Origin of the sequence: Gordonia pseudamarae (genome assembly GCF_025273675.1) — a bacterium.
GTDB lineage: Bacteria > Actinomycetota > Actinomycetes > Mycobacteriales > Mycobacteriaceae > Gordonia > Gordonia pseudamarae.
On the sequence record NZ_CP045809.1, the window covers coordinates 2,226,009 to 2,245,968 of the forward strand.

Below are 19,960 nucleotides of genomic sequence, written 5' to 3' on the forward strand. Positions count from 1 at the left end.
GTGTCGTGCCTGAGCGGCAACACGTGGCCTCGAGCACGTTGTCGCGCGTCCGGCTCGCGGCGCTCGCGGGGGTAGCATTGCTGAGTTCCCGGCGCGCACAGGTGTGGCCGGCGGAGCTTTCGTTTCGTAAGGAGTCGGCAGAGACGTGACCCAAGCACATTCGGCGGCCGAGAGTACGGTGACGGCGACAGAAGGTGCGTCAGGAATCCGGCTCCGTGCCTGGCAGCGACGCGCCCTCACCAAATATCTGGCCACCACACCGACCGACTTCCTCGCCGTCGCCACACCCGGTGCCGGCAAGACGACCTTCGGCCTGCGGATCGCCCGCGAACTGCTCGACGACCGGACGATCGACGCGGTGACGGTGGTGGCCCCCACCGAACACCTCAAACACCAGTGGGCCGAAGCCGCCGCCCGTGTGGGCATCGCACTCGACTCGCGGTTCAGCAATTCCACCGGCCAGACCAGCTCGGACTATCACGGGGTGGCCGTCACCTACGCGCAGGTGGCGGCGCATCCGTACCGGCACCGGGTGCGTACCGAGAATCGCCGGACCCTGGTGATTCTCGACGAGATCCACCACGGTGGCGACGCCAAATCCTGGGGCGAGGCCATCCGGGAGGCCTTCTCCGACGCCACCCGTCGGCTGGCGCTCACCGGAACGCCGTTCCGCTCCGACGACTCGCCCATCCCGTTCGTCACCTACGAACCGGAGGAGGGCGGGGTGCTGCGCTCACGCGCCGACCACACCTACGGATACGCCGACGCCCTCGCCGACGGCGTCGTGCGCCCGGTGGTGTTCCTGGCCTACAGCGGACAGGCCAGCTGGCGCACCAGCGCCGGTGAGGAGTTCACCGCGCGGCTGGGCGAGCCGCTCTCGGCCGAGCACACCGCACGCGCGTGGCGAACCGCGCTCGACCCGCACGGCGACTGGATCCCCGCGGTTCTGCAGGCCGCACACACGCGGCTGACGCGGCTACGCGAATCGGGGATACCCGATGCCGGTGGTCTGGTCATCGCGACCGACCAGACCAACGCCCGCGACTACGCCGAACTCCTAGAATCGATCACCGGACGCAGACCGGCGCTCGTGCTGTCCGACGACCCCAAGTCGTCGAGCCGGATCGCCGAGTTCGCCGCCTCCGACGACGAGTGGATGGTCGCGGTCCGCATGGTGTCCGAAGGAGTGGACGTGCCGCGGCTCGCGGTGGGCGTGTACGCCACCAGCGCCTCCACGCCGTTGTACTTCGCGCAGGCCATCGGCCGGTTCGTGCGGTCTCGGCGTCCGGGCGAGACCGCCAGCGTCTTTCTGCCGTCGGTGCCGGTGCTGCTGAATCTGGCCAGCGAGATGGAAGCGCAACGCGACCACGTGCTGGGTAAACCGCACCGGGAGAGCGACGGGCTCGATGACGCCTTGATCGCCGACGCGAACAAGCAGAACGACGAGCCGGGGGAGGAGGACAAGTCGTTCCAGTCGCTTCACGCCGACGCCGAGCTCGATCAGGTCATCTTCGACGGATCATCGTTCGGCACCGCCACCTTCGCCGGCAGCGACGAGGAATCGGACTATCTCGGCCTGCCCGGCCTACTCGATGCCGATCAGGTGCGCACCCTGCTCAGCAGGCGCCAGCACGAGCAGGTGACCAGGCGCGACGCCGATAAGGCCGCATCCGTCCGGGCCCCCGAGGTGTCGACGACGACCGGTGACAATCTGCGCGGCCTGCGAAAGGAACTCAACAGCCTGGTGGCATTGCATCACCACCGCACGGGCAAACCGCACGGCATGGTGCACAAGGAACTGCGCACCGCCCTCGGCGGTCCGCCCACCGCGATGGCCACCGCCGAGCAACTCCGCGAACGGATTGCCGCGCTGCGCAAGTGGTAGCGGTATGACGCCCCGGCGGCAGACACACGAATGCCCCGGCCGTATCGGCCGGGGCATTCGCAGTGCTATGGGTCGAACTCACGACGTGGACCCGTGACGGGGTTCAGACGAGCTGCGCGGCGGAATCCTCGACGATCGCGCTGAGTTCGGCCAGTCGGGCTTCGTGGCTGGTGTAGTGATGCCGGCAGAAGAGGAGTTCTCCGCCCGCGGGCAGGATGGCACGGACCTTGGCGGCAGCACCGCAGCGGTCACACCTGTCAACAGCCGTCAGCGGCATGGCGATCGGGGGTGTCATGGCGGTATCGGACATTCTTTCCTCCGTCCCGGGTCGGCAATGCTTTGCCTGCCCTTCGTGAGCCCGTACATCGGGTCTGATGTACTTCTCTCACTCTCTCAGACGTTCGGGGCGCTTGTATTGTTCCGCGGACGTTTTCGGTGTGTCATCTCTGACACAACACCCGGTTGAAACATGCAGGTCACATGTGTGTCACGAACCATCCCGGACGGCCGATAGCGGATGTCAGTCGAGGTAGTCGCGCAGCACCTGGGACCGCGAAGGGTGCCGCAGCTTCGACATCGTCTTGGACTCGATCTGCCGGATGCGTTCACGGGTGACCCCGTACACCTGGCCGATCTCGTCGAGTGTGCGCGGCTGACCGTCGGTCAGGCCGAACCGCAGCCGCACCACGCCGGCCTCGCGTTCGGAGAGGGTCTCCAGAACCGACTGCAGTTGATCCTGCAGCAGCGTGAAGCTCACCGCGTCGACCGCCACCACTGCCTCGGAGTCCTCGATGAAGTCCCCGAGTTGCGAGTCGCCCTCGTCGCCGATCGTCTGGTCCAGTGAGATGGGCTCGCGGGCGTACTGCTGGATCTCCAGCACCTTCTCCGGGGTGATGTCCATCTCTTTGGCGAGTTCTTCGGGAGTGGGTTCGCGACCCAGGTCCTGCAACAGCTCGCGCTGGATACGGCCCAGCTTGTTGATGACCTCCACCATGTGCACCGGGATACGGATCGTGCGGGCCTGATCGGCCATCGCGCGGGTGATCGCCTGCCGGATCCACCAGGTGGCATAGGTGGAGAACTTGTAGCCCTTGGTGTAGTCGAACTTCTCGACCGCACGGATCAGGCCCAGGTTGCCCTCCTGGATGAGGTCGAGGAAGGCCATCCCGCGCCCTGTGTAGCGCTTGGCCAGCGAGACCACCAGGCGGAGGTTGGCTTCGAGCAGGTGGTTCTTGGCCCGGTTGCCGTCCCGCGATACCCAGTTGAGGTCACGCTTCTGCGCCGTACCGAGCTTCTCGCCGGACTCCATGATCCGGCGCAGGCACTCGGTGGCGTACAAGCCCGCCTCGATACGTTTGGCCAGCTCGACCTCTTCTTCGGCGTTGAGCAGGGCCACCTTGCCGATCTGCTTGAGGTAGGCCCGAACCGAGTCGGCCGAGGCGGTGAGCTCGGCGTCCTTGCGGGCCTGGCGCAGCGCCTCGGATTCGTCCTCGTCCCAGACGAAGTCTCCGGACTTGGCCGAGTCCGAGCTCGCGGCCGCCTTGGCGGTTCGCTTGGTCGCGGTGGCCGCGGCCTTCACCGGTTTGTCGGCGGCGGTCTGCTCCTGCGACTCGTCCTCCGAGTCCTCGTCGGAGTCGTCCGCGTCCACGGTGTCGTCGTCGACCTCGATGTCGTCGATGTCGATGTCCTCGAGATCGACATCAGGGGCGTCGAGGTCATCGATCGACTCGGGATCGTCGCCCATGCCTTCCGCGGACGTCACCTTGCCGGCGGCCTTCTTCGCGGCTTTCTTGGCAGGTGCCTTCTTCGCGGTCTTCTTGGCGGCCGCCTTCTTGGCGGGTGCCTTCCGCGCCGGTGCCTTCTTGGCCGCCTTCTTGGCAACCTTCTTGGCGGGAGCGGGGGCTGCCGCGGCCGTAGTGTCGTCGACGACCTCGGTGTCACCCACGGGGGTATTGGTGGCTGTCACGTACAACCTTTCGAGCTTACGAGCTGACTCACGCAGATGCCGCGGCGGATTCGGTCCACCGCTGAACAGGGCTTGAATTTCTCGGCGCTTGAGGCCGATACGGAACATTGTAACGACAACCGACCTCCTACAGTATCACTTGCCTGGTCAGAGGTGGTTCGCCACCCGTCGGCGACAACAGTTCGAGCTCAGTCGGCCACGGCCATCGCCGCGCCGACGATGCCCGCCGTGTTGCGAAGCGTCGCGGGCACCACGGGTGTGCGATTGGTGAGCAGCGGCACCCACTTGTGCGCCTTGCGGCTGATGCCGCCGCCCGCGATGAACAACGTGGGCCAGAACAGATTCTCGTAGGCCACCAGGACATCGCTGACCTTGCCGGCCCACTTCTCGTAGGTCCAGTCGTTATCCTCCTTGACCTTCGAGGACGCCTGATGCTCGGCCTCCTTACGGCCCACCACCAGATGGCCGAGCTCGGTGTTCGGTACGAGCGTCCCGTCGACCAGCACGGCCGAACCGATCCCGGTGCCGAAGGTCAGCAACATCACCACCCCGGACACGCCCTTGCCCGCCCCGAACCGATCCTCGGCCAGACCCGCGGCGTCGGCGTCGTTGAGCGCGGCCACCGCGCGGCCGCCGAGATGCCTGCCGAACAGCTCGTAGACATCCGTGCCGATCCACGCCTTGTCGATGTTGGCCGCCGTGCGCATCACCCCGTCGGTGACCACACCCGGCAACGTCACCCCGACCGGGCCCTGCCAGTCGAAGTGCGCCACCACCTGGGCCACCGCCTCGGCGACCGCATCGGGAGAGGCCGGCTGAGGGGTGAGCACCTTGAAGCGTTCGCCGACGAGCTCGCCCGTGTCGAGATCGACGATGCCGCCCTTGGTACCCGAGCCGCCGACGTCCACGCCGAATCCGAGATTGAGCCCGGGTGCGGACACGGGTGCGGCGGCATCGGAGACGGCGAAGGAGCGGGACTCGGTCATGATTCGGCCCTTTCGTGGCAGGCGTCGCCCGAGGCGGGTTGTGTCCGCCGGACGGATCGTGCGGTGTCGTCCTCAGGCTAGGCCATATCGGACCCGTCGGCGGGGTGTGCGGTGGCGTCGGCGGCACCGGTGCCGGACCGGCGATGTGTGCCCGCCCACTGTGGTCCGCGCGGGGATGTGCTCACATGGTGGGTGTGGATCCCACCGAGTCTGTCCGTCCGGTAACCGCGGCAACGCCCGTCGACCTGGAGCGTGTCGCCGTCATCGTCGCCGAGTTGGCGGCCGACCACGTCAGGGGCAGACGCACCGAACTGTTCTCGACGTTCGGTTCCGAGCCGAGTGCGACGGCCGGGCCCGGCGGGGCGGTCGCGACCAAGTCGACGCCCACTGATCCGGTCACCCTCGCCGACACCGAGAGCGAGAACCTGATCCGCGAACGGCTACGTGCGCTGCGCCCCGACGACGACGTACTCGGAGAGGAACGCGGCGGCAGCGTCGAGGTGCCCGACGGTGTGCGCTGGGTGGTCGACCCGATCGACGGCACGGTCAACTATCTCTACGGGATCCCCGCGTACGCGGTGTCGGTGGCCGCGCAGATCGGCGGGGAGTCGGTGGCGGGCGCGGTGGTCGATGTCGCCGGCGGCGTCACCTATTCGGCGGCGCGCGGACACGGCGCCTACGCGTGGGGCAGCGGTGACCGATCGGCGTCCGAGCGCCTGAGCTGCGCGCGGGTGACCGATCTGGGGCTGGCGCTGGTCGCCAGTGGCTTCGCCTACGACAGGGGCAGGCGCCGGGCCCAGGGTGAGTTGGTCGGAAAACTGTTGCCCCACATCCGCGACATCCGGCGCGTCGGGGCGGCGGCGCTCGACCTGTGCATGGTGGCCAGTGGCCGCGTCGACGCCCACTTCGAGCACGGACTCAGTCCGTGGGACTGGGCCGCGGGCGGGCTGATCGCCGCCGAGGCAGGTGCGGTGGTGCGGCTGCCCGCCGCCGATTCACGAGCCGCCGACGGCGAGCCGACCATCGCGGCCGCCCCGGGCATCGCCGAGGACTTTTTGGGGCTCGTCGGTGAGCTGGGCGGACTGCGGGCGATACCCGAGGGTGATCAGCAGGACTGCTTGTGAACCGCACTGACCAGTCCCGGATCGGCACCGGTCGCCGGATCCTTCGGGTTGGCCAGTCGTAGCGCCTCGAGTGCGGCCTGTGCGTCCTGGGACAGCTCGCGTGATTCGTAGTGGGTGCCCAGCGCGACATCGACCACTACGTCGCGCCTGCCGTCGTCGACGAGCTGCGCGCAGGGGATGGCCAGCCAGACCGCGGCCGCGGCATTCTTGCTGCCTGGTCCGAACCGGATCTGGGCGACGCAGTCCAGGTCCTGGCCCACGTACACCTCGTCGTCGGCGTACGGGGTGTCGGTGGCGGGTGTGAAGCCCTGCGCGGTGAGATCGTCGGAGACGGATCTGGCTGCGCCTCGTTGACCCGACGAATTGAGCACACGCACCTGGAAGCCGGACAGCGCGGCGGGGGCGATCGTCTTCATCTCCTCGTTGTCCACCACGGTCAGTGTCGTCGAGGTGGGCGTGGTGGTGTCCGCCGGTGCCGATGCCGCCGGTGGCGCGGGCAGCGGAGCGGGGCAGGCGGTGGGGGTGGGGTCGTCACCGGACTTGACCGCGGCGATACACCACACGACGAGCGCCAGGACGGCGAGGACCGTGACGGTGATCAGGACGGGTTCACTGCGACGCCGCCGATACGGCCGACCCTTCCGGTCGGTCGTCGAACCTGCCGCGATCTGGGACACCACCGTGGACGCCGCTCCTCTCGATTCCCGCGTGACTGCGCCCACTCTAGGCCATGTCTCCCGTGATCGGTCCGGCGGCGACTCCTCCGGCGGTGTCGGTGTGCGGAGTCTTTCCGTGGCGCCCTCGCCGTAGGCGGCGGGTGCCGGCACCTGTATGGATGTGTGAGCGGTACGGTGACCGGCGAGGATCGGTACGGTGGTACGGCTGTGACTCCCGCACAATTTCGTCGTTGACTTTTCGGTGGTCGACACACTATGCTTCGGGCGCCCGGGCTAGTGAGCAGTCGAAGAACGGGCCCGAATTGACACGGAAAATTGTCACTGACGTACGTACAGGTTCGGGGACGAAGTGCGGGATTGCATGACGAAGTGCGGGATTGCATTGAGTGGTGGAGCATCGCGCGACGCCACTTCGCCGCCGATCGCGGCAGGGTTCGCCCGTTACCCGGCCACCGCCCGGAATAACTCCGGACGGGGTGGTGCTTGCTTCGGTATCCGGCCACAAGCCGGGACCGGTAGGCGCCCTCAACGCTGACACAAGGTAAGGCACACAATGGCTACTGACTACGACGCCCCACGTCGAACCGAGACCGAAGACCTCAACGAGGACTCGCTCGAAGAATTGAAAGCCCGTCGCAGCGAGGCGCAGTCCTCGTCCGTCGACGTGGACGAGAGTGACACCGCCGAATCGTTCGAGCTTCCGGGCGCGGACCTGTCCGGCGAGGAACTGTCGGTCCGGGTCATCCCCAAGCAGGCCGACGAGTTCACGTGTACGAGTTGTTTTCTCGTCTACCATCGCAGCCGGCTGGCCCGCGAGAACGGCAACTCTATGGTGTGCGTGGACTGCGCCTGATCACATCGACACCGCGGCCACCAGCCTGACCGGCCGCGTCACGGCGATCAGTCGCCGACACGAAAAAACCGGACCACGATGCACGGGGTCCGGTTTTTGTGTGCCCCGATTGTCGTTGTGTGCCCCGACTGCGTTCTGCCGGTCCGAGGCACTATGGCCGATCCGATGGACGAGACCATCCGGTGCCGCCGGGCTCAGGACTGTTGATCGCGCGGCTTGCCCGCGGGCGGTGCCGCCGCGTCGTCGATCCCCAGCGCCGCCAGCAGGCGATCGGGGTGCCGGGTCGAGACCAGCCAGTAGGGCGTCGGGTCGTCCGGGTCATCGAGCACCAACAGCACCATCGTCTTGATCCAGGTCCGGTGCATCAGGTAGGCGGCGGGGTCGAGCTGGCGTCCCAGTGCCGCCGATTTGGCCGTGGCGGCCACCGTGGCACCGCGCGCGATCACCTCGCGCGGAAGTCTGGCCTTGTCGGCGATCAGCTCACCGTCGGCGGTCACCGCCACCCGGGCGCGTCCCATCGACCACAGCAGCGCCGCCGCGAGTATTCCGACGACCACATATCCGGCGACACTCCAGACCGACCGGTGCGCCGACAGCTGGATCTCGTACCCGACGACACCGGTCACGACGGCCGCGGCCGCCCACCACCACAGTGGGACGGTGAGGCGTTCGTCGTAGCGATGGGCCTGTCCCGACCCCGCGGTGTGCGATTTCGTGCCGGATCCGGGTTGTGGGGTGTCGGGACCGTGTCCGGGGGCCCGGTCTGCCGGCGAGTTGTGCGGTGATTGGGGTGATGCCACGGCGACCAGCCTAGTCCGCGGGCCGGGCGCCGGGTGTGTGGTGGTCCGGCGGTAGTGTGCCGTGCGTGAGCGCCGAACCCGCATCCGTGATCGCCATCCGCCGACTGGACCCCGATCTGCCGTTGCCGACCCGGGCACATCCCGGTGACGCGGGGGTCGACCTGTGTTCGGTCGCCGATCTCGAGCTGCCGCCCGGGCACCGCCGGCTCGTCGGGACCGGCGTGGCGGTCGCGATCCCCGTCGGCATGGTCGGGCTGATCCATCCGCGGTCGGGTCTGGCCGCACGCACCGGACTGTCGATCGTGAACACCCCCGGCACCATCGACGCCGGCTATCGCGGCGAGATCAAGGTGTGCCTGATCAACCATGATCCCGACACGCCGATCGCCATCGCGCGCGGCGATCGGATCGCCCAGCTCGTCGTGCAGCGTGTGGAGTTGCCCGAGTTCGTCGAGGTGGACGAGCTCGATGACACCAGCCGCGGTTCGGGCGGATACGGCTCCAGCGGCGGTCACGCCGCGTTGGAGGGCTGACCCGTCGCCGGAGGCCGGTGACGGCCCGGTTGCGGCCCCGGTGACGGCCCGGTTGCGGCCCCGGTGACGGCCCGGTTGCGGCACAGTCGTGCCGGGGTGGACTACCCTGCAATGCGGATCAGCTGATCGTCAGGGACTCACGCAAGGAGGCGTCGAAATGGCTCGGCAGAACGCGAACCAGGGGTTGAGCATCGGCCAGGCAGCCGGTCCGTACGATATCGACGCACTGGTCACTTCGCTTGCGGAGCTACAGAATTCGCACCTTGACCTGGGGTCGGTGCTGGTTCCGGTGGTCGAGGGCGGGCAGGTCACCGTCGAGATGACCGCCGATCATCAGCCGGAGGCGGTGTATCTGGTGACACCGTTCGGCCGGATCGGCGTCGCGGCGTTCGCCGCTCCCAAGACTCCGGGCCTGTGGCGCGAAGTGGTGCGCGAGCTCGCCGAGTCGTTGCGCGACAGCGGGGCCGGCACGTCGATCGAGGACGGGCACTGGGGCCGGGAGGTGGTTGCCGAGGTGCCGGGAACCGTGCACAGGTTCATCGGTGTCGACGGTCCGCGCTGGCTCGTGCGGTGTGTCTCCAGCGGGCCGACCGAGGCCACCGAGCCGCTCAGTCAGCTCGCCCGGGCGGTCCTGGCCGAGTCGGTGGTCCGGCGTGGCAACGAGCCGTACCCACCGCGGGAGGCGCTGCCGATCGAGCTTCCCGACGTGCTCGCCGCCCAGGTTGCCGCGGCGCAGCAGGAGATGGCCGAGTCGGGGGAGCCGGGGTTCGAGAACATCGACGCCGGTGCGGACGAGGTGAGCGAACAGGGGCTGGACGCACAGGGGTTCAATTCCGATGGCGTGAGCGCGGGTGGCGCGCTCGACCAGCTGGCGCAGGCGACCGTGGTGCCCTCGGACGAGCCCGACTACGACGACCCGGTCGCCGACGATCACGGCGACGATCCGGACGGGCAGGCTCAGGATCCCGCCCGGGGTGCGGATGCGCCGTCGACGGGTTCTGCGATGCAGCGGTTGCGCAGGTCCTGGCGTCGCTGATCGCGCGTCCCCGAGGTGTGTCCCCGACGGAGCGATCTCCTCAGGGTGTGGTGAGCCTGGCCCGTGCGGTGGATCAGCGGACGCGGTGAATCAGAGCAGCGCCGTCCACGTCCGGGCCGTGGTGTCACCGAGGAGCGCCGGGTCGGTGCCCCATTCGGCGAGCGGCAGTTCGGTCACGGCGGCCCGGGGTGCGGCCTCGCACCAGGCGCGCGCCACCAGCAGCGGGTGGATCGGGTCGTCGAGGGAGGCGGTGATCGCCAGCGGTGTCCGCAGCCGCGCGATCTCGTCGGTGCGCGGGCTCACGAACGCCGCGGCCTGGCGGAGCTGGCTTTCGAGGCGGTCCCCGAAGAACGCCCACGACCGGGCCAGCTCGTCGGCCAGCCATGCCGGCGACGACGCGCGCATCGCCGAAATCGTCGCCTCCAGGCCGAGGTCGCGGATCGAATCGGCGGTGGCGGTGGCCGATGCCCGGGCCGGGGCATGCCTGTCGTCGCCCGACCACGGCGGTAGCGCGGCCAGGATTCCCGCACACCGGCCGACGGTCGGATCGGGTGCGGACAGCTCGCGTGTCAACGCCCACCGCACGGCGAGGGCCGCCCCGATCGACACGCCGCCGACGAGGATCGACCGATGGTTGCGGGCGGCCTCGTCCAGGACGGCGAGATGCCCGGCGACCAGGTCGTCGGCCGGCTGGGAGGCGATCAGTTCCAGCCCGAGTCGGGTCGCGGCGGGTCCGAATGCGCGCTGAACATAGTCGGCGTCGGACCCGGTCCCCGGTAGCCCGACCAGCGCCGTCGGGTACTGCCCGTGCGGCTCACCGGTGGCCGGATCGGTGCGCGAGGATGAATCGGTGGACAACTCGGAACCCGTCGGCATGTAACGATGATGCCTGGCGTTGGATCTGGTGTGGGCGGGGGTCTACAGTGGCGGATATTCGGTGGTACGCCATCGGCCACAACGATAATCACCAGTGGTGCTTGGAGCGGCAATGACAACGGCTGGATATCTCAAGAGGCTGACTCGTCGGTTGACGGAGGATCTCGGTGAGGTCGAGACCGAACGCATCTCACGGGAGTCTCTGGCGCGTGGCGGCCAGCGGGCCGCGGAGTGCTGCCGGGGCGACGAGGTCACGATGCACGGTGAGTTGAGGTCGGTGGAGACGTGCTCACGCACCGCCAAGGCCGGCGTGAAGGCCGAGTTCTTCGACGGCAGTGACACGGTGATCCTCAAATGGCTCGGCCGCAACCGGATCCCGGGCATCGAACCCGGCCGGACGGTGACCGTGCGCGGCAGACTCGCCGAGCACGACGGCAGCAAGGTCATCTACAACCCGTACTACGAGTTGTATGGCGCCGACGACTGATTCCGGCGCCCCTGACCCCGAGCGGTCAGCAGCAGACCCGACCGGTTCCGGCGCGCCGGACTCCGGGCGCTCCGGGCTCGCCCATGGTGGCGAGACGTCTCTGCTGGACCAGATGGGCGGGGTGTCGGGACTGATCTATTCGACGGTCCCGGTCGCCGTCTTCGTCCCCGCGAACGCGGTCGGTGGACTCGGCTGGGCCATCGGCACGGCGCTGGCGGCGGCGGCGGTGGTATTCGCGGTCCGGCTCATCCGCCGCGAAGGGCTCACCCCGGCGGTCTCGGGCCTGCTCGGTGTGGTGGTCTGCGCGTTCATCGCACATCGCGTGGGCGAGGCCAAGGGCTATTTTCTGTTCGGCATCTGGTCGATGCTGATCTATGCGGCCGCGTGTGTGGTGTCGATTCTGGTGCGGTGGCCACTGATCGGGGTCGCGTGGCATCTGGTGACCGGTGAGGGGATGGGCTGGCGCAGGCAGCCGGCGGTGCTGCGGGCCTACGATCTGGCGACGGCGTGCTGGGGGATCGTGTTCGGCGCGCGCTACCTCACCCAGTCGGCCCTCTACGACAACGACCGGACCGGCTGGCTCGCCGTGGCCCGCATCGGCATGGGCTGGCCGTTGACGGCGCTCGCGGCGATCGTCACCGTGTACCTGGTCCGCCGGGCGCTGGCGGTCAGTGCGTCACCTGCATAGCCGCGTACAGTGCGTCCTCGGTCTCCTCGGGGGCAATGAACACCAACTCGTCGCCGCCCTCGATCGAATCGTCGGACTGCGGCACGATGACGCGGCGCCCGCGCAGGATCGCAACCAGCGCCGCGTCGCGTGGTAGCGCCAGCTTGCGCACCGGTTTGCCGGCGAGCGGGGTGTTGGCGGGCAGCGTGAGCTCGACCAGGTTCGCCTGACCCTGCCGAAAGGTCATCAGACGCACCAGATCACCCACCGACACCGCCTCCTCGACCAGCGAGGCCAACAGCCGTGGTGTGGACACCGCGACGTCCACACCCCAGTCCTCGCCGAAGAGCCATTCGTTGCGGGGATCGTTGACCCGGGCCACGACCCGGTTGACGGCGAACTCGGTCTTCGCCAGCAGACTGACCACCAGGTTGGCCTTGTCGTCGCCGGTCGCGGCGATCATCACGTCGAACAGGTGCAGTTGGGCGCGTTCGAGATTGGTCAGCTCGCAGGCGTCGCCGAGGACCCAGGTGGCCTCGGGTACCGCCGCGGTGTCGATGTGCGAGGCGAGTCGCTCGAACAGGGTGACCTCGTGCGCGTTGGCGAGCAGTTCGCGCGCGATGGAGCGGCCGACGGCCCCGGCTCCGGCGATGGCGATCTTCACGGCACCCTCCCTCAGTCCCGTGCCGGGGCAGGTCCGGCGGCCAGGGCCCGGGCGGTGGCCAGGTTGTCGAGCAGGACCGCGGTATACACCTGGTCGTCCTGCTGAATGACCGTCTTGACATCGGGCAGGATCATCCGGCCCACTCGGCTGACGAAGGCGATACGCGCCCCGGTCTGCTCCTGGAACCGGCCCACCGTGGTGCCGATCCACGATTCGTCGACATCGATGCGGGCCACCCCGAGCGTGCCGGACGGATCGCGCCATTCGATGGTGTTGGCGGTCTCGTCGAGCGCCGAGACGAAACGTTCGGTGGTCCACGGGACGGTGGCGACGGTCGGAATCCCGAGCCGTTCGTATACCTCGGCGCGGCGGGCGTCGTAGATGCGGGCGACGACGCGCGGCACGCCGAAGGTCTCGCGGGCCACCCGTGCGGCGATGATGTTGGAGTTGTCGCCCGAGGACACGGCGGCGAACGCATCGGCTGTTTCGATGCCGGCCCGGACCAGTACGTCGCGGTCGAATCCGACGCCGACGACTTTCGCGCCGCCGAACTGCTGGTCGAGCCGGATGAACGAGGTGGCGTCGCGGTCGATGATCGAGACCTCGTGGCCGCGGCGGTTCATGGACATCGCCAACGATGATCCGACCCTGCCGCACCCCATGATGACTACGCGCACTCGGGCGTCCTTTCCCACACGTGACGTTGCTCAACGTACCCCGCGCCGTCGGCGGATGCGACGGCGGATGCGACGGCGGACGGCGCGATCGGCGGCCGTGACGGCGGCCCGAGGCTCACTTGTCGGGCCCGGTGGTCTTTGCGATGGGCACGGCCTAGTGTTGCGTGGTGTCCACCGTCTCCAAGGTGTCTGTCGCGGTCAAGCGCCTGTTGCTCGGCCGGCCGTTCCGCAGCGACAAACTCGATCACACCCTGCTGCCCAAACGCATCGCGCTACCCGTTTTCGCCTCCGATGCGATGTCGTCGGTGGCGTACGCGCCGCAGGAGATCTTCCTGGTCCTGTCGATCGCCGGGGTCAGCGCGCTGACTTTCACTCCGTGGGTGGCGGTCGCGGTGGCCGTGGTGATGGTGGTCGTGGTGGCCAGCTACCGCCAGAACGTGCACGCCTATCCCTCCGGCGGCGGCGACTACGAGATCGCCAACGTCAACCTGGGGCCGAACGCGGGGCTCACCGTCGGCAGCGCGCTGCTCGTCGACTATGTGCTGACCGTGGCGGTGTCGATCGCCTCGGCCGCCGAGAACATCGGGTCCGCGGTCCCGTTCGTCCACGAGCACAAGGTCTGGTTCAGCGTGGCCGCGATCGCCGTGCTGACCGCGATCAATCTGCGCGGAATCAAGGAATCCGGTGCGGTTCTGGCGATCCCGACCTATGCGTTCATCATCGGTGTGGGTGCCATGTTGGTGTGGGGTTTTGTGGAAGTTTTCCTCCTGGACCGAGACCTGAATGCTGAGACCAGCGGGTTCGGGCTGCGAGCCGAGGACCATCACCTGGCCGGGATCGCGTTCGTGTTCCTGATCGCCCGGGCCTTCTCGTCCGGTTGCGCCGCGCTCACCGGGGTGGAGGCGATCAGCAACGGGGTGCCCGCCTTCCGCAAGCCCAAGTCGCGCAACGCGGCGGCCACATTGCTCATGCTCGGCGCGTTCTCCATCACCCTGCTGCTGGGTATCGTGTTGCTGGCCCAGAAGATCGGCGCCAAGTACGTGATGGATCCGGCGAACGACCTGATCGGTGCACCCGCGGACTACCACCAGAAGTCGATGATCGCGCAGTTGGCGATGGCCGTCTTCGGTGACGTCTCGATCGGTTTCTACTTCGTGGCCATCGCGACCGCACTCATCCTGGTTCTGGCCGCCAACACCGCGTTCAACGGCTTTCCGCTGCTGGCCTCGGTGCTGGCGCAGGACCGCTACCTGCCCCGGCAGATGCACACCCGCGGTGACCGGCTCGCCTTCAGCAACGGCATCCTGTTCCTTGCGGTGGCCGCGGTCATCTTCGTGATCGCCTTCGGCGCCGAGGTCACCGTGCTGATCCAGCTGTACATCGTGGGCGTGTTCGTGTCGTTCACGCTGAGCCAGACGGGGATGGTGCGGCACTGGACGCGGCTGCTGCGCACGGAGACCGACCCGCAGGCGCGGCGGCGGATGGTGCAGTCCAGGGTGGTCAACTTCGTGGGCCTGGTGATGACCGCGTCCGTGCTGGTGGTGGTGCTGATCACCAAGTTCACCGCCGGTGCGTGGATCGCGATCGTGCTGATGGTGGCGATCTTCGGGTTGATGAAGCTGATCCACTCACACTACGCGAATGTGCAGCGTGAACTCGACCGCGACGACGAGAGCGCCGTCCTGCCCAGCCGCACCCACTCGATCGTGCTGGTGTCGGGTCTGAATCTCGCCACCCGCCGCGCCGTCCGCTACGCGCGCGCCACCAGACCCGACACACTGGAGGCGATCACGGTCAATGTCGACGACCGGTCCACCCGGACGCTGGTGTCGCGGTGGGAGGCCAGCGAGATCGAGGTGCCGCTCAAGGTGATCGCCTCGCCGTACCGGGAGATCACCCGGCCGGTGATCGACTATGTGCGCCGGGTCCGCCGCGAATCACCCCGCGATGTGGTGACCGTGTTCATTCCCGAGTACGTGGTGGGTCACTGGTGGGAGCAGATCCTGCACAATCAGTCCGCGTTGCGGCTCAAGAGCCGACTGCTGTTCGAACCCGGCGTGATGGTGACGTCGGTGCCGTGGCAGCTCAACTCCTCCGACCGGCTCAAGGATCGCGACATGAATGTATACGGACCCGGCGACACGCGCCGCGGCATGGGTGGGACGGAACGACGCTGACATGACTGATCTGAATGTGCTGGACACCGAGCTGGAGACGGTGCGAATGGCAAACGGCGGCGACGCCGTCGGCCATGTCGACGGGCGGGTGGTGTTCGTGCGGGGCGCGTTGCCGGGTGAGCGGGTCCGGGTGCGGATCGAGGACCGCAGCAACGATCGTTTCTGGCGGGCCGTGGTCACCGACGTCCTCGATCCGGCTCCGGACCGGGTGCCGCCGGCGTGCGAGGCCGCGGCACACGGGGCCGGCTGCTGCGACCTGTCGTTCGTCGAGCCGGCCGCGGCGCGTCGACTCAAGACCGGGGTGACCGCCGACGTGCTGCGCCGCATCGGGCCGCTGACCGATGACGGACTGGCGGCCGCGGGACTTTTCGACGAGGGAGTGCGGGCGCTGGGACCGGACGGGGAGGGCTGGCGCATCCGCACCCGGCTGTTCGTCGACGATCAGGGCCGGGCCGGGGTGCATGCGTGGCACGCGAGCACGGTCATCGTCGGACACCATTGCAGCGCGCCGCTGGCCGGTCTGGTCGCCGGGCTGGACGTGGAGCGTTTCACCCCGGGCGCCGAGATCGTGGCCGTCGCCGGTGCAGACGGCCGCCATCTGGCCGAGATCGCGCCGCCGGAACCGGTGCGCGGAGACAGGGGCGACCGGCGGCATGTGCAGCGCACCCGCCGGAGTCGGGCCGCGGCACGCAGCACGAGAATGCTGGAGGGCGCGGAAACGGTGCCGCACACGGTCGGTGACCGTACTTGGGATATCGGGGTGAACGGGTTCTGGCAGGCGCACCGGGCGGCACCGGCCACCTATGCCGCCACCGTCGTCGCCATGATGGAGAACGTGGACGTCGATCCGGCGGGCACGGTGGCCTGGGACCTGTACGGGGGTGCGGGGATCTATGCGGGCGCGCTGCTCGACAATGCTGCCGCGCAGGTCCACGTGGTGGATTCGGACGCCGGTGCCATCAGTGCCGCGAGCACAACCTTCGCCGGTGAGGCGCGGCTCCGCGCGCATCGCGGCGAGGTCGCCGAGACCGCGGTGGGTCTGCCGTCTCCCGACATCGTGGTACTCGATCCGCCGCGGACGGGCGCCGGGCGCGCGGTGATCGACATGATCGCCGCTGCCGACCCGCGGGTGGTGGTGCATGTGGGCTGTGATGTCGGCCGTTTCGCCCGTGACCTGGCGTTCCTGGCCGAGCGTGGCTATCGTGTTCGCGCGCTGCGCGCGTTCGACGCCTTCCCGGGCACCCACCACGTGGAGACAATCGCCTGCCTCACCCGCTGACCGCGCCGGGTGTGTGGCCCGGACCCGTGTCGCCCGGACCCGTGTGGCCCGGACCCGTGTGGCCAGGTGTAGGACACGTACAGCTAGGACACCCGGGCCGCGTCGGCGTGTGCGGTGAGCCAGTCCACGGTCGTGCCGATCACCGTCTCACGTTCGGGTTCGTTGAAGATCTCGTGGAACAGCCCGTCGTAGATGATCAGCGTTTTGTCCGTCGACCCGGCCAGTCGGTCGACCATCCGGCTGCCCTCGGGCTCGGTCAGCGCGTCGTCGCCGCCATGCATCACCAGCAGCGGGATCCGGAGCGAGGGAAGGCGTCCGGGAAAGGACTGCATGGTGGTCATCAACGCGCCGCCGAGGCCCGCGGGGACCTTGCCGCGCACCACCAACGGATCGTTGTCGTAGTCGGCCACCACTTTCGGGTCGCGCGAGATGCTTTCCGCGTCGAGCGCGGTGGACGGCAGCCAGGGCACCAGGCGGCCCAGGACCGGGGCGAGTCTGACCAGGATCGGCGACAGATCGGACCCGGGGACCACGGCCGCACCAGAGAGCACCAGGCCGTCGAGACGGTCCTGGTGATCGAGGGCGTAGTCGAGCGCGATGCAGCCGCCCATGCTGTGCCCGAGCAGGAACGTGGGCAGTCCGTCGATCCGCACCGCATCGAGCACGGTGTCGATATCGTCGGTGTAGTCGGCGAAATTGCTGATCCGCAGTCGCTTTCCATCGGAACGCCCGTGCCCGAGATGGTCGGGGACCGCGACCGTGAAGCCGGCCGCCACCATCGCCCGCACCACATGGCCGTAGCGTCGGCCGTGCTCGGCGAGACCGTGTGCGATGAGCACCACGCCGCGCGACTCACCGTCGGGGATGCTCACGTCATAGCGGATGACATGCCCGTGGGCGCCCAGGAATTGGCGTTCTTCGGTCGGCACGTGGCCTCCTTACGTCGGTGGGTGCTGGCAGTACCCGATTGTGCGGGTTCTCAGATGCGTTCGCCCTCACATAGTGGCATCCGGGGTCACCGGCCGCGGACGGTGGTACATCACATCCGGGTTGGCGGGGGCGGTCGGCGCGGTCGCCTAGACTGTGCAGCACGCCCCGCGGACACTCCGAGTGTCCGGGCGTGACGAGTGTGACGGTGATGATGGAGGTTTGGCGATGGGCGTGCTCGATCGGATAGATTCTCCTGCCGATCTCCGGTCGCTCTCCGACGACGAGATGGTCGAACTGGCCGCGGAGATCCGCGCGTTCCTCATCGAGAAGGTCGCCGCCAGCGGCGGACATATCGGCCCCAACCTCGGCGTCGTGGAATTGACGTTGGCGTTGCACCGGGTGTTCGATTCGCCGCACGATCCGATCCTGTTCGACACCGGCCACCAGTCGTACGTGCACAAGATCGTCACCGGCCGCAAAGCCGGTTTCGACAAGCTGCGCCAGCGTGGCGGGCTCACCGGCTATCAGGAGCGAGCCGAGAGCGAGCACGACTGGATAGAGTCCTCGCACGCGTCGGCGGCGCTGTCCTACACCGACGGCCTGGCCAAATCGTTCGAGCTGACCGGGCAGGACCGCACCGTGGTGGCGGTCGTCGGGGACGGTGCGCTCACCGGTGGCATGTGCTGGGAGGCGCTTAACAACATCGCCGCCGCCGACCGGCCGGTGGTGGTCGTCGTCAACGACAACGGCCGTTCCTATGCCCCAACGATCGGCGGATTCGCCCGGCACCTGTCGGGTCTACGCCTGCAGCCCGGGTACGAGAGGCTCCTCACCGAGGGCCGCCGGGCGCTGCAGAAGCTTCCGGTGGTCGGCGAACCGGCGTACGCGGTGTTGCACGGTATGAAGAGTGGTCTGAAGGATCTGCTCGCCCCGCAGGCCATGTTCACCGATCTCGGGATCAAGTACGTCGGGCCGGTCAACGGCCACGACATCGTTGAACTCGAATCGGCGTTCGCGCAGGCCAAGGCGTTCGGTGGGCCGGTCATCGTGCATGCCGTCACCCGCAAGGGCATGGGCTACGAGCCCGCCGAGAACCACGAGGAAGACCAGATGCACGCCACGGGCGTCATCGATCCGGTCACCGGGCGGGCCACCAGTGTGTCACCGCTGGGCTGGACCGAGGTGTTCTCGGCCGCACTCATCGAGGCCGGTGCCCGCCGCAAGGACATCGTCGCCATCACCGCCGCGATGCCCGGCCCGACCGGCACGCTGCCCTTCGGGGAGAAGTTCCCGGATCGACTTTTCGACGTCGGAATCGCCGAGCAGCACGCGTTGACCTCCGCCGCAGGACTCGCCCTGGGCGGCCTGCATCCCGTGGTGGCCATCTACTCCACCTTCCTCAACCGGGCGTTCGACCAGCTGTTGATGGATGTGGCCCTGTTGCGGCAGCCGGTGACAGTGGTCCTCGACCGTTCCGGCATCACCGGACCCGACGGACCGAGCCATCACGGCATGTGGGATCTGTCGCTGTTGGCGATGGTGCCCGGGATGCGGGTGGCCGCTCCGCGCGACGCGGTGCGTCTGCGTGAGGAGTTCGCCGAGGCGATCGCCACCGACACCGGACCCACCGCTGTGAGGTTCTCCAAAGGTGCTGTGCCCGAAGACATCCGGTCCGTTCAGCGACTGGCCGACGGAGTGGATGTGCTGCGCCGCGGCGTGCCGGGCGCGGGAACGGTCAGTGGTGATGTGCTCATCGTCGCGGTCGGTGCGTTCTGCTCGCTCGCGCTCGACACCGCCGACCGGTTGTCACAGCAGGGGATCGCGGCCACCGTCGTCGACCCGCGCTGGGTGCTGCCGGTTCCCGGATCGATCGTCGGCCTGGCCCGCACGCATCGTCTGGTGGTGACGCTGGAGGACGGCGGCATCAGCGGTGGCGTCGGTTCGGCCGTCGCGGCGGCGGTGAGTGCCGCTGATCTGGTGGTTCCGGTGCAGCAGCGGGGTATCCCGCAGGAATTCATCGAGATGGGGTCGCGCGGAGAGATTCTCGCCGAGCTCGGGTTGACCGCACAGGACCTGGCGCGGTCCATCACGGCAACCGTTTCGCGGATGCAGTCGATTCCCGAACTCGGTGACGACGCACTCGCGGATGCTCCGGCCGATCAGGCCGCGGATTCGCGCACCGCCGACTCGCACGCCGACGACTGACTCCGGCAGCGGATTCGATGCCACCTCGGGCGCCGACGCCGCACTGGAACCGGTAGCCCGCCTTCTCCATCTCGCGGCCGCGCCACCACACGGCTCATCCCGGACCAGTGCAGGCCAATGACCAGTGCAGGCCAATGA

Annotated in this window: 19 protein-coding genes; 10 read left to right on the forward strand and 9 right to left on the reverse strand. The window is 68.4% G+C overall.

Features of this window, described 5'->3' with window-relative positions:
• The first annotated feature begins 145 nt into the window (after positions 1–145).
• Positions 146–1,885 (forward strand): DEAD/DEAH box helicase, encoded by a 1,740-nt coding sequence (locus tag GII31_RS09820; RefSeq protein ID WP_407649944.1) that lies wholly within the window; start codon positions 146–148, stop codon positions 1,883–1,885.
• A 103-nt stretch (positions 1,886–1,988) separates the two neighbouring features.
• Here the strand turns inward: GII31_RS09820 and GII31_RS09825 are convergent, their stop codons facing one another.
• The 3 genes from GII31_RS09825 to ppgK form a co-directional block, all read right to left on the reverse strand.
• A complete protein-coding gene (locus GII31_RS09825) occupies positions 1,989–2,195 on the reverse strand; it encodes a DUF7455 domain-containing protein (RefSeq protein ID WP_213249071.1) in 207 nt (68 codons plus the stop codon).
• Positions 2,196–2,405: 210 nt separating this feature from the next.
• On the reverse strand, positions 2,406–3,851 hold the full coding sequence (locus GII31_RS09830; RefSeq protein WP_407649946.1) for an RNA polymerase sigma factor: 1,446 nt from the start codon (positions 3,849–3,851) through the stop codon (positions 2,406–2,408).
• A 188-nt stretch (positions 3,852–4,039) separates the two neighbouring features.
• On the reverse strand, positions 4,040–4,837 hold the full coding sequence (gene ppgK / locus GII31_RS09835) for a polyphosphate--glucose phosphotransferase (protein WP_246222194.1): 798 nt from the start codon (positions 4,835–4,837) through the stop codon (positions 4,040–4,042).
• Between the two features lie 185 nt (positions 4,838–5,022).
• Here ppgK and GII31_RS09840 point away from each other — a divergent pair, with 185 nt between their 5' ends.
• The gene (locus GII31_RS09840) at positions 5,023–5,961 is read left to right on the forward strand and encodes an inositol monophosphatase family protein (protein WP_213249075.1); all 939 of its coding nucleotides are present in this window, start codon (positions 5,023–5,025) and stop codon (positions 5,959–5,961) included.
• Here the strand turns inward: GII31_RS09840 and cei are convergent.
• Complete coding sequence (gene cei, locus GII31_RS09845; protein WP_213249077.1) at positions 5,943–6,641, reverse strand: envelope integrity protein Cei; 699 nt, start codon at positions 6,639–6,641, stop codon at positions 5,943–5,945. The two genes, GII31_RS09840 and cei, sit on opposite strands and share 19 nt — an antisense overlap.
• A gap of 550 nt (positions 6,642–7,191) precedes the next feature.
• Between cei and GII31_RS09850 the strand changes: the two genes are divergently transcribed.
• Positions 7,192–7,491, forward strand: coding sequence for a DUF4193 domain-containing protein (locus GII31_RS09850; protein ID WP_213249079.1), 300 nt, complete (start codon positions 7,192–7,194; stop codon positions 7,489–7,491).
• Positions 7,492–7,685: 194 nt separating this feature from the next.
• Here the strand turns inward: GII31_RS09850 and GII31_RS09855 are convergent, their stop codons facing one another.
• A complete protein-coding gene (locus tag GII31_RS09855) occupies positions 7,686–8,291 on the reverse strand; it encodes a DUF3093 domain-containing protein (protein WP_246222195.1) in 606 nt (201 codons plus the stop codon).
• A 65-nt stretch (positions 8,292–8,356) separates the two neighbouring features.
• Between GII31_RS09855 and dut the strand changes: the two genes are divergently transcribed.
• Together dut and GII31_RS09865 are read left to right on the forward strand one after the other, a co-directional pair.
• Positions 8,357–8,824: a dUTP diphosphatase gene (gene dut, locus GII31_RS09860; protein WP_213249083.1), complete on the forward strand. Its 468-nt coding sequence runs from the start codon at positions 8,357–8,359 to the stop codon at positions 8,822–8,824.
• A 157-nt stretch (positions 8,825–8,981) separates the two neighbouring features.
• Positions 8,982–9,860, forward strand: a complete 879-nt coding sequence (locus GII31_RS09865) for a DUF3710 domain-containing protein (RefSeq protein ID WP_213249085.1) — start codon at positions 8,982–8,984, stop codon at positions 9,858–9,860.
• A gap of 90 nt (positions 9,861–9,950) precedes the next feature.
• Here the strand turns inward: GII31_RS09865 and GII31_RS09870 are convergent, their stop codons facing one another.
• Positions 9,951–10,736: an alpha/beta hydrolase gene (locus tag GII31_RS09870; RefSeq protein ID WP_246222196.1), complete on the reverse strand. Its 786-nt coding sequence runs from the start codon at positions 10,734–10,736 to the stop codon at positions 9,951–9,953.
• A gap of 112 nt (positions 10,737–10,848) precedes the next feature.
• Here GII31_RS09870 and GII31_RS09875 point away from each other — a divergent pair, with 112 nt between their 5' ends.
• Both GII31_RS09875 and GII31_RS09880 read left to right on the forward strand, forming a co-directional pair.
• Positions 10,849–11,223, forward strand: a complete 375-nt coding sequence (locus GII31_RS09875; protein WP_213249087.1) for an OB-fold nucleic acid binding domain-containing protein — start codon at positions 10,849–10,851, stop codon at positions 11,221–11,223.
• Positions 11,207–11,911 (forward strand): DUF3159 domain-containing protein, encoded by a 705-nt coding sequence (locus GII31_RS09880; protein WP_213249089.1) that lies wholly within the window; start codon positions 11,207–11,209, stop codon positions 11,909–11,911. The genes GII31_RS09875 and GII31_RS09880 overlap by 17 nt, the downstream gene beginning before the upstream one ends.
• On the opposite strand, the gene GII31_RS09885 is transcribed toward GII31_RS09880, so the two are convergent.
• Positions 11,892–12,554 (reverse strand): potassium channel family protein, encoded by a 663-nt coding sequence (locus tag GII31_RS09885; protein WP_213249091.1) that lies wholly within the window; start codon positions 12,552–12,554, stop codon positions 11,892–11,894. The genes GII31_RS09880 and GII31_RS09885 overlap by 20 nt on opposite strands.
• Before the next feature lie 11 nt (positions 12,555–12,565).
• Positions 12,566–13,231, reverse strand: a complete 666-nt coding sequence (locus GII31_RS09890) for a potassium channel family protein (RefSeq protein ID WP_213249093.1) — start codon at positions 13,229–13,231, stop codon at positions 12,566–12,568.
• A gap of 167 nt (positions 13,232–13,398) precedes the next feature.
• Here GII31_RS09890 and GII31_RS09895 point away from each other — a divergent pair, with 167 nt between their 5' ends.
• Both GII31_RS09895 and GII31_RS09900 read left to right on the forward strand, forming a co-directional pair.
• Positions 13,399–15,408 (forward strand): APC family permease, encoded by a 2,010-nt coding sequence (locus tag GII31_RS09895; RefSeq protein WP_213249095.1) that lies wholly within the window; start codon positions 13,399–13,401, stop codon positions 15,406–15,408.
• A 1-nt stretch (position 15,409) separates the two neighbouring features.
• Positions 15,410–16,687, forward strand: coding sequence for a class I SAM-dependent RNA methyltransferase (locus GII31_RS09900; RefSeq protein ID WP_213249097.1), 1,278 nt, complete (start codon positions 15,410–15,412; stop codon positions 16,685–16,687).
• Positions 16,688–16,770: 83 nt separating this feature from the next.
• On the opposite strand, the gene GII31_RS09905 is transcribed toward GII31_RS09900, so the two are convergent.
• Positions 16,771–17,616, reverse strand: a complete 846-nt coding sequence (locus GII31_RS09905) for an alpha/beta hydrolase (RefSeq protein WP_213249099.1) — start codon at positions 17,614–17,616, stop codon at positions 16,771–16,773.
• Positions 17,617–17,842: 226 nt separating this feature from the next.
• Between GII31_RS09905 and dxs the strand changes: the two genes are divergently transcribed.
• Positions 17,843–19,822 carry a 1-deoxy-D-xylulose-5-phosphate synthase gene (dxs, locus tag GII31_RS09910; RefSeq protein WP_260840405.1) on the forward strand — a complete coding sequence of 660 codons (1,980 nt, stop codon included), beginning with the start codon at positions 17,843–17,845 and terminating at the stop codon, positions 19,820–19,822.
• Positions 19,823–19,960: the final 138 nt, after the last annotated feature.